13 protein-coding genes, 1 tRNA gene and 2 pseudogenes are annotated in these 16254 nt (G+C 47.4%); 11 read left to right on the forward strand and 5 right to left on the reverse strand.

Annotation, left to right across the window (positions count from 1 at the left end):
- The first annotated feature begins 1 nt into the window (after position 1).
- Positions 2-4048, forward strand: a complete 4047-nt coding sequence (locus FHD02_RS10280) for a DUF2357 domain-containing protein (RefSeq protein ID WP_220393852.1) — start codon at positions 2-4, stop codon at positions 4046-4048.
- A 63-nt stretch (positions 4049-4111) separates the two neighbouring features.
- On the opposite strand, the pseudogene FHD02_RS10290 reads toward FHD02_RS10280, so the two are convergent.
- From FHD02_RS10290 to FHD02_RS10300, 3 genes and pseudogenes are all read right to left on the reverse strand, one after another.
- Positions 4112-5127 (reverse strand): annotated as a pseudogene (locus FHD02_RS10290) (integrase arm-type DNA-binding domain-containing protein).
- 161 nt (positions 5128-5288) lie between these two features.
- Positions 5289-5364 (reverse strand) — tRNA-Asn (locus FHD02_RS10295).
- Positions 5355-5567: a hypothetical protein gene (locus FHD02_RS10300; RefSeq protein WP_170972902.1), complete on the reverse strand. Its 213-nt coding sequence runs from the start codon at positions 5565-5567 to the stop codon at positions 5355-5357. The genes FHD02_RS10295 and FHD02_RS10300 overlap by 10 nt, the downstream gene beginning before the upstream one ends.
- A 123-nt stretch (positions 5568-5690) precedes the next feature.
- On the opposite strand from FHD02_RS10300, the gene nac reads away from it, so the two are divergent.
- Positions 5691-6608, forward strand: coding sequence for a nitrogen assimilation transcriptional regulator NAC (gene nac / locus FHD02_RS10305; protein ID WP_042309161.1), 918 nt, complete (start codon positions 5691-5693; stop codon positions 6606-6608).
- A 101-nt stretch (positions 6609-6709) separates the two neighbouring features.
- Positions 6710-7660 (forward strand): HTH-type transcriptional regulator Cbl, encoded by a 951-nt coding sequence (cbl, locus tag FHD02_RS10310; RefSeq protein WP_042309158.1) that lies wholly within the window; start codon positions 6710-6712, stop codon positions 7658-7660.
- Positions 7661-7765: 105 nt separating this feature from the next.
- Here the strand turns inward: cbl and FHD02_RS10315 are convergent, their stop codons facing one another.
- A complete protein-coding gene (locus tag FHD02_RS10315) occupies positions 7766-8638 on the reverse strand; it encodes a LysR family transcriptional regulator (RefSeq protein ID WP_137360326.1) in 873 nt (290 codons plus the stop codon).
- 108 nt (positions 8639-8746) lie between these two features.
- Here FHD02_RS10315 and FHD02_RS10320 point away from each other — a divergent pair, with 108 nt between their 5' ends.
- The 8 genes and pseudogenes from FHD02_RS10320 to FHD02_RS10355 form a co-directional block, all read left to right on the forward strand.
- A complete protein-coding gene (locus tag FHD02_RS10320; RefSeq protein WP_137360325.1) occupies positions 8747-9937 on the forward strand; it encodes an MFS transporter in 1191 nt (396 codons plus the stop codon).
- 4 nt (positions 9938-9941) lie between these two features.
- On the forward strand, positions 9942-10364 hold the full coding sequence (locus FHD02_RS24375) for an FAD/NAD(P)-binding protein (protein ID WP_249935557.1): 423 nt from the start codon (positions 9942-9944) through the stop codon (positions 10362-10364).
- Between the two features lie 240 nt (positions 10365-10604).
- Positions 10605-11945 (forward strand): hypothetical protein, encoded by a 1341-nt coding sequence (locus tag FHD02_RS10330; RefSeq protein WP_220393853.1) that lies wholly within the window; start codon positions 10605-10607, stop codon positions 11943-11945.
- A gap of 15 nt (positions 11946-11960) precedes the next feature.
- On the forward strand, positions 11961-12161 hold the full coding sequence (locus FHD02_RS10335) for a 2-hydroxymuconate tautomerase family protein (RefSeq protein ID WP_220393854.1): 201 nt from the start codon (positions 11961-11963) through the stop codon (positions 12159-12161).
- Between the two features lie 161 nt (positions 12162-12322).
- The gene (locus FHD02_RS10340; RefSeq protein WP_137360322.1) at positions 12323-12961 is read left to right on the forward strand and encodes a 2OG-Fe dioxygenase family protein; all 639 of its coding nucleotides are present in this window, start codon (positions 12323-12325) and stop codon (positions 12959-12961) included.
- Positions 12961-14193, forward strand: a complete 1233-nt coding sequence (locus tag FHD02_RS10345) for an acetyl-CoA carboxylase biotin carboxylase subunit family protein (protein WP_137360321.1) — start codon at positions 12961-12963, stop codon at positions 14191-14193. The genes FHD02_RS10340 and FHD02_RS10345 overlap by 1 nt, the downstream gene beginning before the upstream one ends.
- 65 nt (positions 14194-14258) lie before the next feature.
- Positions 14259-15284 (forward strand): AbrB family transcriptional regulator, encoded by a 1026-nt coding sequence (locus FHD02_RS10350; RefSeq protein WP_220393855.1) that lies wholly within the window; start codon positions 14259-14261, stop codon positions 15282-15284.
- 51 nt (positions 15285-15335) lie between these two features.
- A pseudogene (locus tag FHD02_RS10355) lies at positions 15336-15442 on the forward strand (type II toxin-antitoxin system PemK/MazF family toxin); the annotation flags it as partial.
- A 720-nt stretch (positions 15443-16162) separates the two neighbouring features.
- Here the strand turns inward: FHD02_RS10355 and FHD02_RS24380 are convergent.
- The coding region (locus FHD02_RS24380; RefSeq protein ID WP_039391442.1) for a hypothetical protein at positions 16163-16254 on the reverse strand (92 nt) is incomplete at its 5' end.

Here is a 16254-nt window from a genome sequence, read left to right on the forward strand (position 1 = left end):
CATGGAGGGTTCATTCAAAATTGACTCTGTTGAATCTGTTTACAGGGGTCTAAATAATACCGATGAGTTAAAGGCTCATGCTCAGTTAATTCTTGTGGTTCGCAACTGGCTGACGGAAGTGTCGAACTTCGACCCAGTTTCCGGACTTGTCCTGCATACCGGTATCGACGATTTCTTGGATGTTGTGGCGAAATCGGTGCGGGATACGTCATCAGAGGAGGAGACAAAAGACCGTATCTATCGCGTGGTGTCACATGTGAAGGACGCTGTCCTGGCAATAATGGAGCATACCCGGGATAAGGTGATACGCGAACATGCCATGCTGCCGATATATGCGGCGAGAGAGGTTGACAGCAACAGTGTTCAATGGCTAAGCCGTCAGCCGGGCAGGACACTCCGAGAAAAGCTTTCCGGTAAGCCTTATATGAAGGCCGTCAGACGGAGGCGCAGTGTTGATACGTCGGAAAACAGACTGTTGAGAGCTTTTCTCTTCCGGCTGGAACACATTCTGACAGAAAGACAGGGTGCATTATCTGCCGCAAAAGAAGAGACCTGTGAGGACATGCTTGTTTCCCTTCAGCGATGGCTAAGAACTGACGATGCCGCTGAAATCGGTGCGTGGGGAAATCTTCCGCCCAACAATACGCTTCTGCAGGACAAGCGCTATCGAAAAATATGGGATGGCTGGCTCTGGCTCCAGGCCAGCGACGTTCAGATAACCGAGGACAGCAAACGGCTTAATAAAGACCTACTCACCGTTATCTACTGGAATACACTTTCCCAGCTTTACGCGAGTGGTGGCTTTCGGACAGTTCAGCAACCGATCGGCTTTGATTACGACAACTTTTCTATCGTGCCTGAATTCCCCGTTCGGGGATATTTATTCCCCGGGTGTGGCGCAAAGAAAAAGGGGAAGGTTAAGTTCATTAAGCCAGAGAGTTTATTCGGATTTATCACGTCTGAAGAGGGTGTGGATTTATTTTTCCACCAAAAAAATCTATCTCAAAAATTAGACATAAACTCATTAACTGCTGGAGATGAAGTGTCTTTTGTCATTGGCAGTAACCCAAAGGGGGAATGTGCTGATGAAATCGACCGTCTGGCGGGGATCATCCCTGTAGCGTTCAATTTGACGGGGGATAAATGGGAGATACACGTCGGTGAGGATAAGTATTTATTACATATCGTTTCGGGGTATCTGGTTATTGCGTCAGCTCAGGGTGTAAACAAAAAATTAAAAATCGAGCCTGCAGCGCTCAACGAGATACCGAAGGCGATACTGTCATTCGTCACGGATGCCCCGCCTGAATACGCTGCGCCGACGAATACTGAACGTGACCCGATACGGATGGAGAGCACCGTTGCGGATCTGTGTTCAGTTCGTCCTGCGTTCACGCACGGTACAGGCTCTCAGGCGCATCTGCCATTCAGGTTGGTTCAGCAGTACTGGCCCCTGCATTCTGATGGCGAAGTGGAGATAGACTGCGGTTACGCTAAATCCATCGCCCTGCATTCCGGTATTCAGACGGTCAGCATGAGGAGCCTCTTTTCACCTGACTCAACACTGCCCGAGGCTACTAAAAGCCGGGCATCGATGTTTTTTATTAAAAAGTTGAGTGACTATATCAAGGCAGATAAGTTGACCTATCTTATCCCTGATTGGGGGAATGATTTCGATCTGGAGGGGATACGAAAAAGCGCCAATTTTTATTTTGATGAGTCAACTCCGCTTCCCAAAAGTATCGCTGCTATCTTTGCATGGCAATCGTCGAAGAAATTTGTACAGGACAGCGTCCAGGGTAATGATGTTGTGCTGGTGATTGATTCCTTTGATGGTGGCATTTCAGTAACCCCGGTTCAGGCAATTTACCAACCGGAGCTTGAGGGACTATTGCCTGAGACAAAAGGTATTAGCTGGGAAAGACATCCTACGGTTAATCTGCCCGACAGCGGCATTCATAATGCCATGGTCCGCAATCTTGACGGGAATGGCTGCCAGACATCTGAAGACCTTCTTCATTTGTTTGGGTTCGAGGGTTTAGCCAGCGATGCCGGAGACGTGTCTTTTGTCAACGATGAACGCTGGTATCACGTTCCGGGTTCTGTTCGGGAGGTTCTGACTCAGGATCTAGATCTCAGCATATTGTCAAACACCGCCATCAGTAACTGCCTGAACTCTACAAACCTGAATTGTCGGGGCGCGAATGTCTTTATCCTGCCTCTTGACGTTACCCTCAGGAAACCCGATGGGCGAATGGATTATAAGTGGTTGGGGTCCGCATGGTCGCCAATTAAAGGCTGCCAGACCTTAAACAGATGGCATGAGGAAGTGGATGACATGACCCTCTGGCGTGATCATCTGCCAGCTCTATCGATAGAGGTACAGAGTGACAAAGGGTATAAGGTTGATTTTTATCTTGTAAAAGACGCGACAGTAACGCCGCAACGTGGCAGAACGGTGGATATACCCGTGGAAGAATTGTTCACGCTTCCCGCGGGACAAACGCATTATCGTTTTCCCCTGCAACAGGGAGAAGGCAATAAAGAGATGCGGTTTGTTGCATACCTGATGTCGCCAGCTTTTCCATTAAAGAAGGACACAACGTGCAAGCTGAAGATGTCCTATACCTATGGCGCGGATAACCCGTACGAACTGAAATTCCTTCCGCTGGATTCAGCGGAAGCAGGTTTTAAATCTGTCCGAGTTGAGTGGCGCTCAGCATCAGAAAGGGGGATTGCCGATCTGGCGAACTTACCGATTCCGGATTTCCCGGCCAGAAAAAGCTGGTCCGATTTTCAGTCCTTCCCGAAAGACGATGGTAAGAGCGTCTCTGACCTCCTGGACTGGTGTTGCTCCAAAATTGCAGGTTTGAATGAGCTGATCTCCTTTGATTATGAACAGGAATTTCAATCCATCCTGAATAAAAGAAAAGTCGGCTATCTGGAATGGGGAAGTACTGACACTAACGGGAAATACTATTGTCGCGTCAATGTTGAGGGACAGAGTGTGTTTTGCCACAGTTCTCACTTTATTGAGGCTGTTGATGAAAACTCCCTGCATAAAGGCTGCCCGGTTTATCTGGATGTATTTACGAATGAAAAAGGGCCATACGGGGCAACGATATCCTTTTTGGAGCGCGTCCCCTTACAGCTTCAGGAGAAGGCACAGGATACCCTCAATCGGAAGTTGTCCAGAACCATTGAGTATGCTGAAAAAGGGATCTTCAGCCTCCGTTTCCCCGCATTAACCATCTGGAATCACGGTCACTCGCTTTCCGAGCCAGATGTGCCCGACCATTTTAGAAACGCGATACTCGACGGAACGCAAAAGATCATATCAATAATTGAGTCTGAAAATATGCCGGACACGCTTAAAGAGGAGCTTTTCTTCTTTCTGTGCTGTCTGCATAAGGACGCCCCTGAAATTGTTAGCTCCCGGCTTCTTGATGCAGTGAAGGATAGAAAGCTGTTGCGGAAATACCACAAGAATATTGCTTTCGCCATTGGTAATGCCGACCTGTCTTACCAACAAGTGCTGTTGGAGAATGTCATTGATCCCATTGATAATGAGGGCCGGACCAGATCCATTACCCTGGAAGTTTTGTCGATAGTGCTTTGGCGTTCCAGAACAGTGATCAACAGATTGACTAAAGAGAAGCTTGAGGCTTTATCCGTAAGCTTATATCGTTGCCTCAAGTTCGATATTCAAAAGCTGGATAGTGAAGGAACGAGATACCAAATCGCGACTCTTGGTAAGCATCTGGAGCTTCTGCTGGCATTGCTGAGAAGCAGAGGTTCCGAGGATGAAGGTCTAAAAATGATTTTCGCGCCAGATAATGAACGGACCAAAAAATTTGTGGACCTGATCGATCGCGTTTCCAGATTAGTGAGCGACAACAATATCAGGTTGCAGTCTCGAATCAATCTGCAAATTGAAAAGCCTAAAATCTTTCTCAATACTCCCGACCTTTTATATGCATTACGCATATATCTAACGGGAGACGCAGGTGCAAGCGCGATAGGCATTTCGTCTGTTTCAGACGATTAACCAAACGGTCAGAGTCAAGTTAAATAGTTCCTGATTGTTGTTATCTATCTTAATAGCGTGTACTTAGAGAACTGGAGTGACCACGTTCCCGCAGACAGTTTGTGTCCTCACGATGGGGGCCTTTTCGAAGGCCTCCGGACTGAGGCCACCAAGATGACTGTGATGTCGGCTCCAGTTGTAGAACACTTCAATGTAATCGAAGATATCTGCCCGGGCCAGACCTGGGTTTTGTATATCCGTTTTCTGATGCGCTTTTTTTTCAGTGAACTGAAGAACGATTCTGCCACTGCATTAGCGGGGATGGTCCAGATACAGTTCCTGAAATCAAACTCGCTCCATCGGGCGAAACGCAGTTCACTGGAACGGATAAACAGGTGAAGGGTCAGAAGGACCGCTTGACGGGTTACCCCTCGTCCCTGCTGATAACCATCAATGCGCCCCAGCAATTCCGGCAGGCGTTCCAGCGGCAGGGCGGGGTAGTGGCGCTTAACGGGGGGCGCTGTCACGCCGTCAAGGTTTGCCGCCGGGTTGCTGTCAATGAATCCCTGATGAACCGCATGACGCATGATGTTACAGAGGTGCTGCCGCGTGCGGGACGCGACTTCCAGCAGACCTTTTTTCTCAATGCTTTTCAGCAGGTCAATGAAATGACGGGGTTTAAGTTCCGTGACGGACAGATGTCCGATAACCGGAAAAATATGATTGTGCATGCTGGCAAGCAGACGGTCAGCGGTATTCTGCGACCATTTTTTATTGCTTTTATGCCACGCCAGCGCCACTGTCTTAAAGACCTTTTCCGGTGAGCGGGCGGCTCTTTCGGCTATACGTTGCTGAGCGGGGTTAATGTTCTGCGCCAGCAACTTGCGGATACCGTCTCGTTGTTGCCGGGCGTCGGAAAGGGATACATCGGGATAAGCGCCTAAGCCAAGGCGGGATTCTTTACCGTTAATTCGATACTTAAGATACCAGAGACGTGAGCCGCCTGGATTGACCAAGAGGTATAGACCGTGTGAATCGGAGACTTTGAAGGATTTTTCAGAAGGCTTGAGACTGCGGATTTTCGTGTCGTTGAGAGACATATGGGGGTCACTCCATAATCGAACCAAACTGACCCCAAATCTGACCACCAAATTCTCCCGATGCGGAGGATAAAATCAAAATGCATCGGGAAGAGTTTTCACGCTAACCTGTTGAACCAACATCATATAATGATTCGCAAGGACGCATGAAAGCAGGAAATTGGCTCCTCTGACTGGACTCGAACCAGTGACATACGGATTAACAGTCCGCCGTTCTACCGACTGAACTACAGAGGAATCATGTGAACGAGGCGCATATTAACGAGGGGGATGAGGGTTGTCAAAGGGGTAAATGCAATTGTGCGTTTGTTTGCTGACAAAATCAGCAAAGCGGCGAACTTTCCGCCTTTTGATACTTTTGCCCCATTCTGGTGCGTATCTACCTTTTCCAGGGCAGTCACAATCATCTGTATAGGTGTACAAAAAATATCGTTCTTCACTTTGCTCCTTACCTGGCGCGGCGTCAGGCGTAAGACTCCGCTTCAGGCGAAACTGGCAAGTATCTTGCAATCCTGAACCACATGACTGCCAGCACGGGTTCTGGTATTCCGACAGGAGGCAAAATGAACTTCAGACGACTGAAATATTTCGTAAAAATCGTCGATATTGGTAGCCTGACCCAGGCAGCGGAAGTGTTGCACATCGCGCAACCTGCGCTGAGCCAGCAGGTCGCCACGCTGGAAGGCGAACTGGATCAGCAATTGCTGATTCGTACCAAGCGCGGCGTCACGCCCACGGAAGCGGGGAAAGTGCTGTATACCCACGCCCGAACGATTTTACGTCAGTGTGAACAGGCGCAACTTGCGGTCAATAATGTTGGCCAGACTCTGAGTGGTCAGGTTTCTATTGGCCTGGCACCGGGGACGGCGGCATCATCCATCACTATGCCACTGTTACAAACAGTACGTGCCGAACTGCCTGATGTACTGGTCTATTTGCATGAAAACAGTGGGGCAGTGCTAAATGACAAGCTTCTCAGCGGACAATTAGACATGGCAGTGCTCTATGAGCGCTCGCCCGTGGCGGGCATAAGCTGTCAGCCGTTGCTGAAAGAAGATCTTTTCCTGGTGGGGACGCGTGATTGTCCAGGCCAAAGCGTCGATTTGGCCGCAGTGGCGCAGATGAATCTGTTTCTGCCGCGGGATTACAGTGCGGTGCGTTTGCGGGTGGATGAGGCTTTTTCGCTACGTCGCTTAACGGCCAAAGTCATTGGCGAAATCGAGTCTATCTCGACCTTAACGGCTGCCATTGCCAGCGGTATGGGCGTCACTGTGTTACCCGAATCGGCAGCCCGCGCACTGTGCAATGCAGCAAATGGCTGGATGGCGCGGATTACTGCCCCATCAATGAATCTGCCGCTCTCGTTGAATGTGTCGGCCATGGGGAGCTTGTCGCCACAAGCGCAGGCAGTCAAGGAGATCCTGTTGTCGCTGGTTAGCCGACCAATGCTGGAAAACCGTGAGTTGCAGCTGGTGAGCTAAACCTTATTCCCAAGAGGAATAAGATGCAGGTTTTTATTATTTGTTATGCCGGGCATCAGACTTTAACAATAGCGTAATGTCTGATGTGCCCGGAGTGAAAAGTGAATTTCCAGCAACTTAAAATAATCCGCGAGGCGGCCCGTCAGGATTACAACCTGACGGAAGTCGCGAATATATTGTATACCTCGCAGTCGGGCGTCAGCCGACATATTCGTGAACTTGAAGATGAACTTGGCATCGAAATATTTATTCGTCGCGGGAAACGCCTGCTGGGCATGACCGAACCGGGTAAAGCCTTACTGGGCATTGCCGAACGTATTCTGAATGAGGCCAGCAACGTCCGCCGTCTGGCGGATCTGTTTACCAATGACACCTCAGGTGTTCTGACGATAGCCACCACGCATACCCAGGCGCGCTATAGCCTGCCCGCAGTGATTAAAGCTTTTCGTGAGCTTTTCCCGGAAGTGCGTCTGGAACTGATTCAGGGCACGCCACAGGAGATCGAAGCGTTGTTGCAAAATGGCGGAGCAGATATTGGGATTGCCAGTGAACGTCTGAGTAGCGATCCACTGCTGGTGGCTTTTCCCTGGTTTCGTTGGCACCACAGTCTGCTCGTTCCGCACGACCATCCAATCGTCAAGACATCGCCTTTAACGCTGGAATCCATCGCCCATTGGCCGTTAATTACTTATCGCCAGGGAATTACGGGACGTTCGCGTATTGATGAAGCGTTTGCCCGAAAAGGGTTAGTGCCGGATATCATACTCAGCGCCCAGGATTCGGATGTGATTAAAACTTATGTGGCGTTGGGACTGGGTATTGGGCTGGTGGCAGAGCAATCCAGTGGCGAGCAGGAGGAGGGCAGTTTGACCCGTCTGGATACCCGGCATTTATTTGATGCAAACACCGTCTGGCTGGGGTTGAAACGAGGACAACTACAGCGCAACTATGTCTGGCGATTCATCGAGCTATGCAACGCAGGATTATCCGTCGATGAAATTAAGCGCCAGGCAATGGAGCCGGATGAAATGATGATTGACTATCAGATATAAAGCGGGCTTTTCAATATCAATTACGTTGCCACTGGCGCTCTTTTGAGTGCGCCAGTCTTTCACTGACTCTGCGGCCTGCATTGCGCCGTTGTCTGTAGCGAAAAATTAAGCCCCGGTAATAAATGAGACAAAGCGATTAAGCACCCGGCTGACTTCTCGGTTTTTAAGCCATATCATCATAGTATTCACGTTACCTATCTGTGGCGTAATCGCATGGCTACGGATAGGGAAATTATGTTCATACTGTCTGACTACGCTCTCTGGCAACAGGGCAATCCCCATTCCGGCACTCACGCAGCCAAGGATCGCCTGAAAAGAGCCGAACTCCAGGGGATCGGCATAATCGACTCCCTGCAGCCGCAGCCATTGTCCCAGACGGGAGCGATAGTTACACCCCTTAACAAAGACCAGCGGTCTTGACACCTTGAGATCCGCGCCGGTAATGACATCCCGGTGTTCTGCCGCCGTCACCAGTACCAGCGTTTCCTGACATAAAATGTGCAATTGCAGAGGCGAATTTTCCGTGTGCAGTCCCTGATGATCGGCAACGAAAGCGATTTCCAGTTCATTGTTCAGGATGTGCTGCACCAGTACCTCCGTGGGGGAGGTTTTCAGGTTTAGCTCAACGGAAGGCATTTCGCGGTGGAAATTCGCCAGTATCGAAGGCAGACGTACCGCTGCGGTCGTTTCCATTGCGCCGATGCGTAACGGCCCCGCCACTTTTGTTCCATGCATGGACAATTCCGCTTCGTGTAACAGGGCCAGAATTTTGTTGGCATAGCGAAGAAGAAGCTCGCCTTCAGGGGTGATGTAGAGACGATTTTTCTCACGGACAAACAGAGATACGTCAAGGCTGGCTTCCAGCTGTTTGAGACGGGTTGTGACATTCGATGAAACGCAGTGCAGACTACGTGCAGCAGCGGATATGGAACCCGTTTCCGCAACCGTTTTAAACAAATTAAGCGAGGTACTGTTCATAGAAGGCATTACCTAAAGTGAATTTTTTCGTCATTTTTATTAACTTTTTATTATCATTTCCCTGTGTAATATAACAATCAAACTTAATTCGTCTTTTGAGGCCAAAAAATGGATCTCGATCACAGTGCTGTTGGCCATCGTCAGTTGAGTACTGCTGTATTTGGTATGATCGTCTTGACCTTAGGAATGGGAATTGGGCGTTTTTTATATACCCCTATGCTTCCCGTTATGCTTCATGAAGGGCTTTTTACCTTTTCGCAATTATCCTTAATTGCCAGCGCAAACTATGCAGGTTACCTCGTCGGCAGTCTCCTTTTCTCCTTTGGTATTTTCAACGCAGTCAATAAGTTAAGAATGCTGTTACTGGCTTCAGCGTTACTCACAGCCCTGCTGATTTTTTTGATGGCACAAGTGACTCAGCCTGAAATTATTCTGTTAATCAGATTCCTTGCGGGTGTGGCAAGCGCGGGAATGATGATATTTGGTTCAATGCTGGTGCTCCAGCATACCCATAATCCTTTTGTTATCGCCTCACTGTTTTCAGGCGTAGGAATAGGCATTTTTATCGGTAATGAATATGTCATTGCTGGCGTGTCTTACGCGTTAGATTCACGCTTGTTGTGGATTGGCGCTTCCATACTTTCAGCGATATTTTTCGTCATCCTGCTGATTTTATTGCCGAAAGATAAGCATATGATCCCCCCGGTAAAAGCAGTCGTAAGTGCGGAACCTGAAATCCAGTGGTGGAATTTAGCCTTACTGTATGGTCTGGCCGGATTCGGCTATATCATTGTCGCTACATACTTACCGTTAATGGCCCGCGGGGTTGGCAACACCTTTTTAGCCGACCATATCTGGTCCATTGTCGGTCTTGCCGTTATTCCTGGATGCTATGGCTGGTTATGGGCTGCGCGCAAGTGGAATATATTATCCTGCCTAAGTGTTAACTTAATTGTTCAGGCGAGTTGCGTAGTCATGGCCATATTTATTAACTCACCACTGCTACTAACCATTAGCTGTATTGGTTTTGGCGGCACATTCATGGGGACCAGTTCTTTGGTCATGCCGCTGGCAAGAAAAATAAGGGCACCAAAAAAGATTAACCTTCTTGGCCTCGTTACGCTGACTTATGGGGTCGGGCAGATCGTCGGTCCATTAATTGTCAGTGCTTTCCAGAGCAATAAAAATGGAATGACCTATTCCATATTATTGGGTGCAGCCTCGTTATTCATTGCAGCAGGGATTAGCTATTTACAATACAGTAAAGTTAAATATTCAGACAGTTGGAGCAAAGAATGAAAAAATGACAGTGGCTATACTGGGTATGGGACCGCGTGGTTTAAGTATTCTGGAAAGGATTTGTGCCCTGCATACAGAGTCTGCGATTAATGAACATATGCAGATCATTATTATTGATAAAAATGCTATGGGTGTGGGAGCGCATAGTTTGTCTCAGCCCGATCATTTATTAGTTAATACTGTTGCCTGTCAAATAACATTGTTTGGCGATGCGACCTTAAAAAATGCCGGCCCTTTTCGCCCGGGCCCATGTTTTCATCAATGGGCTAACAATCAGGGTTATCGCAAAGTGGGTGATCGCTATATAAAAAGCGAAACAGGTTTAGCTATTGATGCAAATGATTACTTGCCTCGTCGCTTATTGGGGGAATATTTGAATTGGGCGTATGAGAGAATACTAAAAACGGCATTGCGCGTCCCTTTATGAACGATGGTTATCATCCAGGCGGGCTGGATATTGATATCAATCAGCATCCGATTAACTGCCTTGGGGAAACGCAAGAATCGATTTGGGTGTTAGGCAATCCAGCGGAAGGGGCTAATTTTTACACTTACGTATTGCCCCGACCCCTTGTCAATTCGAGGTTCCTGGTCGATGCCGGGCGCTGTGTAACCGATATGTATCAACAATTGCACCATCGCAATGTTCAGCATGAGGTTGTCATTAATGCAGACTGAGCAAATCCAGACGCACGGTAATCTCTGGCAAAATCTGCAATCCTCAATGATTGTGATCTCATTGGGTGTTTTCCTTGCATCCTGTGTGCTCGCCGGTAAATATCCCGTGATGTCTACTTTTGCACTCGTTGCGTCAATATTGTATATCCTGTCAACTTTTTCATTCTGGTGGAAAAAATCATCGGCAAGAAGTGGGATCCTCATTTTTCTCGCTTCGATGATTTTTCTACTGACAGCAAACAAGAGTGGGGAACTTAACCTCCTCGCTGTATTTGTACGATATTCAGACGTCATGCTCTTGCTGTTGGGGATTGCATTACTCCGGCAGGTGATGAACGCGATAAATTTTAACGCTGCGCTGGGGGCATATTTACTGCAGAAAAAACCGTCTCGAGTCACATTGTCCATTACGTTGCTGACCGCTTTTTTAACCTGGCCAATGAGCCTTGGGGCCATTCCGCTCCTGCTTGATAGCCTGAAAAAAGTGGTTCAACCGAAGTTTAACCTGGCGAAGATTGTCACTCGTACGGTATGTATCACGATGGTTTTAATGCCGACGACTATTGGTGCGGCGGCGGTATGGGCAGCTATGCCGGATATCCCTCATGTTCCGGCGATGCTGGTCGGCATTCCCCTGTTTTTATTCAGTATCCTGTTAAACCAGAAATCGCGTGTCCAACTGGTTGCCGAAGATAGTCATACGGTTTCTGACCGCGGCAATATGACCTCGATTCTTGCTTTTATCGGCTTGTTTTGGGGAAGCTTTATTCTATCGTTGAGCGTGCTGGGGGTGAATCCTTTGCAGAGCATCACTTTCACGGCGGTTGTTCTTTTTATCGTCAGCCATTTTGCGAATCGCAAAAAGCAGTGGGCACAACAACAGTCTGAATCTGCTCAAGGGATCTCCGGCGAAGTGGTATTACTCCTGGCATGTAGCCTATTGACATCGGTATGTATGATGTTGTTTGCAAACATCCCGCAAGGCATTACAGCGTTTGTTAGCGGTCTTACAACTTTTCAGTGCTATGCCATTATTTTATTTGTTCTGCCCTTGCCTGGTATCCTCGGTATTCATCCCCTAATTATATTTAGCGTGTCGTGGTCGATTTTTTCCGACTATCTTTCCGGCAGCGTGGTGGATTATCAGATTTGGATTTGCCTTTTTATTGCTACGCAACTGCTATCTCCGGTATCGATAAACGCAATTTTTGCTGCCAACAGCCTTAATGTTTCTCCCGGCAGAACCAGTTTCCAGATGCATTATGGTTATGTTCTGCTGTTTAACCTGTTTGCGCTTAGCTACCTCGGCGCATTATCCACAATCATTTAGTTTACAGGAGTTATTATGCCCTACGTAAATATTAAGATCACTAAAGAAGGTGTGACCGATAAACAAAAGAAGCAGCTGATGGAAGGTGCGACTCAGCTACTGGTGGATGTGCTTAATAAAAAACCTGCTACAACCATTGTGGTTATTGACGAAGTAGATACCGATAACTGGGGGATTGGCGGCGTACCGGTGACCGAGTTGCGTAAAAAAAGTTAGTAATAGTGAATGTGATGGCGGGGAACGTGCGTTCCTCGCCTGATATCCGCAGTCATCGTATTTTGCCCTGGATGCAGGTAATGATATTGGCCCTTGCCGGTGTCATAAATTGAGAAAAATAACCAACATACATTATTGTCTCTTTTCTGAGGATGTCATATATGCATGCTTATCATCATATACGTTTGGGTAATACCTCTATTAATGTTAAAAAAAGCTTTGATGAGTTGCTACCTGATCCCTGGCTTAAAGCTGAAGATGGAAAATTTCGTTTTCGAAGTTATCTTCAGGCAAAAGCAGGGTGTGAAAAATATTTTAGTTTGTGCGAGGCCGGAGTTTTCTTTCAGTCTGAAAAACTTAATACGTATTCAGGTGATATCAGCAGAAAGTATCCAGAAATAAAACAAGATGTTGCCGAAGAAATTATGAATCTGGTATTTAGCAAATTACTGCCATTGCTACCGAAGGATAATTATAACGTTGGTATTCATCAAATAAGAATTACAACACATGATCGACAACCGGGCTATCCTGCTACGGAAGGTATACATCAGGATGGCTTTAAGTTCATTGCCGTCTATTGCAGCGAAATGGAAAATATCGCCGGTGGCGATACTACGTTAATCCCTCATCACGACGGCGGAAATGACGCAACAACCTTCAAAATTCTGGCGGGGGAGGCGATCATTTTCAATGATGTTAATTATCTGCATTATACCGCACCTATCGTACCGCTGTTGCCCGGGAAAGGATTTCGGGATGTGTTTGTCATTACGTTTGATATCGAGAGCGAAAAATAATGAACATCTTACTGTGCCCACCCAAAATTCTTTTACAACACTCGCCAAACGCCTGGCCTGAACGCCAGCAATCAACGCCGTTAGTGATAGCCACCTGCGCCAGTCAAAAAGCGGCGATTTTGCATCATATGGGGAATGATTTTACCTTTCTGTTTTATGAAAACTTTAACGATAATCCCCTGGTAGAACTGGATATTTATCATTATGCACGTTCGAACAACGCCAGCGGTATTTACTTCCTGGCTGAAATTGATGTGCTCAGAGCGGCAAGGATCAGCGATCGTTTAGGTTTAACGCAGAGGCGTGAGAATGCGGCGATCCTGTTTCGCGATAAGTTTCTGATGAAATCCCGTGTACAGCAATATCAGTTACCGATTCCAGCAATGGCTCGCGTGGGAAATGCGACGGCAATGGCCTCATTTATTGCGCAACAAGGATATCCCTGCGTGATAAAACCAAATGATGGACGTGGATCTCTGGGAGTGGTGGTTTTAAAAAATGAAGGTCAGTTATTTAAATATCTGGCGCAGATGAAATCCTCTGAATACCATAATCTGTTAATCGAGAAGTTTATCGAAGGTGAGGCTTATCAGATCAACGCGTTGTATCTGCACGGGAAACCCATATTTATTTCCGCCTCTCGGGCCACGGTATCTTGTCTTGATTTTCTATCAGGGCAAACCTTAGGGCTGGTCATGGAAGATGATAATTCACTACACCAGAAGTTGATTGACTATACAAAATACCTTGCGAAAGAAGTCTTCCCTATTGAGAAAAACACCTTACTTCATCTTGAGGTATTTGTGGATCAGGGCGGTAATATTATTTTCGGCGAGCTTGCCTGCCGGTTAGGCGGATGTTTCGTTAATGAAGAATTAGGTGCGGCGTTTGGCCTCGATCCGCGTATGACATGGCTCAAGGCCTGTCTGAACGAAACGTATCCGCGGGATTTAGCGCAAAGAATACCTGTTATCCGGGTTGGACAACTGAATGTACCGCCTTCTCAAGGAACCTTACAGGCTATTGCGGATAAATGTCCGTTACCTTTTGTGATCAATTATCGGGCTACAGGTGTTGTCGGACGTCATTACGATGTGATGAAACTGACGAATGGTGAGATTGTCAGTGCTATTGTTGAAGGTGAGTCCAGTCGCGAAATTGAGGAACATCTTGCGATGCTAACGCAATGGGTGATCGATAATACGCATTGGGTTAAAGATACGGTGCACTGAATATATTCATGACGGTGCCGGCGAAAACTATTGTTATCTGAACAACCGGCCTGGAGAGGTACTGGATGAGAGTATTGGCAGGTATTATCCTCTGTTTTCTCGTCGGGCAGGGATTCACTTTCTGTAACGTTCCGCTGGGCATGATGTTTGGTGCCCTTTTTACCGTGCTTATGCTTAAACGTATTGGGTTCTCTGTATCCTCAATGCCGGGGAGTATCACGGTTATCCAGCTTTCTCTCGGAATCTCGATAGGGATTATGTTCAGAGATTTTTCATATGGCGAACATCGGCAGATAAGCCTTTTGTTTGCTTTGTTATTACTCTGCTTATCTTTACAATTTACCTTGAGTTACTTCTGGTGTGTGCGGCGGTTAGGCTGGAATAAAGAAGAGGCGCTTTTAGGTGCAGTGCCAGGAGCGATGGCGGCGGTACTGGCGTTAGCCTCTCATATTAAGACGCCGCCACAAAAGATTGTGATCTCGCATTCTCTGCGTCTCATTACCCTGACGTTTCTGGCCGGGTATATCACCCGTGGGGCATCTGCAGATATTCTGGCAGCGACTCCAGCCGTTTTTTTCTCCGGGCACAATCTGCTCTGGCTGACCGGAATGGTATTAGCAGGATATATTGCGGGGAAGTTTCTGGAGCGCTTACATTTCCCGGCACCCTTTATGATAACCTCGCTGGTTTGCGCGGCGGCATTGCACCCTTTATCCTCACAACCGCTAATTTTCCCCGATCTCTTTAACCAGATTAGCATGGTGCTGATGGGGATCTTGCTGGGGCATCATTTTACGACTTATTCGATGACTGAATTTGGTCGTCATCTTTGGTCTTCGGTACAGCTTGTTCTGATTGGACTGGGGGTGACGATAATCATGGCATTTATCTCGGCGCGCTTGCTGGATTATCCCTTCCCGGTGTTGATGCTCTCCTGGGTTCCCGGCAGCGTGGAGTCGATGTCATTTGCCGCGCTGGCGTTAAAAGCGGATGCGAGCTTTGTTATGGCGAATCATATTATTCGTATGCTTCTCATTCATACCGTTCCAGCATTGGTTTTCTTTCGCAAAAGACAGATGAAAGTGGATTAATGTCTTCCTTGAAGAGCAAGGCAATGTTGTGGCGTTGCGGTTATTATTGCGCTTATTCGCTGCGACCAGCCCAGAACTATAGATATGGCGGCCCGGAACGCATACCTGACGCCGTTGTCAATGAGGTTCTTGCCAGGCTGGATGCGATTCTGAGTTAACACCAGAGACGCAAAAAAGCAAAAAGCCCACTTAGTTTCCTAAGCAGGCTTTTTAAATTTGGCTCCTCTGACTGGGATCGCCTTAGCCAGTAACTGGCTAATAAGTAAGCTAAATCAGAAGTGCTGTTTTGTCAAGACCACCAAAATGACCACCAATTTTTATGATTCTATACAAGATATGCATGGCGCTTTTATAAAGTATATCAAGGCAGGGTTTGTGGGCGATGCGCAAGCTCCAGATGGGCGGAAGAGGTGATGAGTCAGTATATGATTAAATAAATTAGTACCCGCGATATCAGGAGCTGTGGTTCATGTCATTTATCTTCCCTAGCCCGGAATACCCGAGGGAAAAATAGTGTGTGTCTGCCATACCCTTTAGTATGATTCATTTTCCCCACCTTCGCTGATGAGTTAGAGATAGTAATTTTACGGAGACATGAACGGATGCAATACGTTGACAGGAGCCGTGTGCTCCCACCACCAAGTTTAGTCACTGACAATATTGTAAAGGAAAACCTCTATGATATTGGGGCATTTCTGGGGTTGGAATCTCAGCGGAGAGCTCAGACTCGCCCACCGCGTCTGGCTAGCTTATCCAAAGTTGAGGGGCTTAAAGACTCACTCTTTGAACTCTTTAACGGGCGATGTGCCTTTTGTGAGTGCAACCATCATTCATTAAGTATTCAACGTTTTCGTCCTAAATAGCTGCGCCTAATACCGCTACACTTTTGCCTGGCCATGTTTTCCTCCGGGGAATGGGCTGGCGGTTTCCATAAAATGGCGGACCTTTTTCAGTAACTGCCACATTGAGC

Origin of the sequence: Citrobacter sp. EC_71 (assembly GCF_019584005.1) — a bacterium.
Lineage (GTDB): Bacteria > Pseudomonadota > Gammaproteobacteria > Enterobacterales > Enterobacteriaceae > Citrobacter > Citrobacter werkmanii.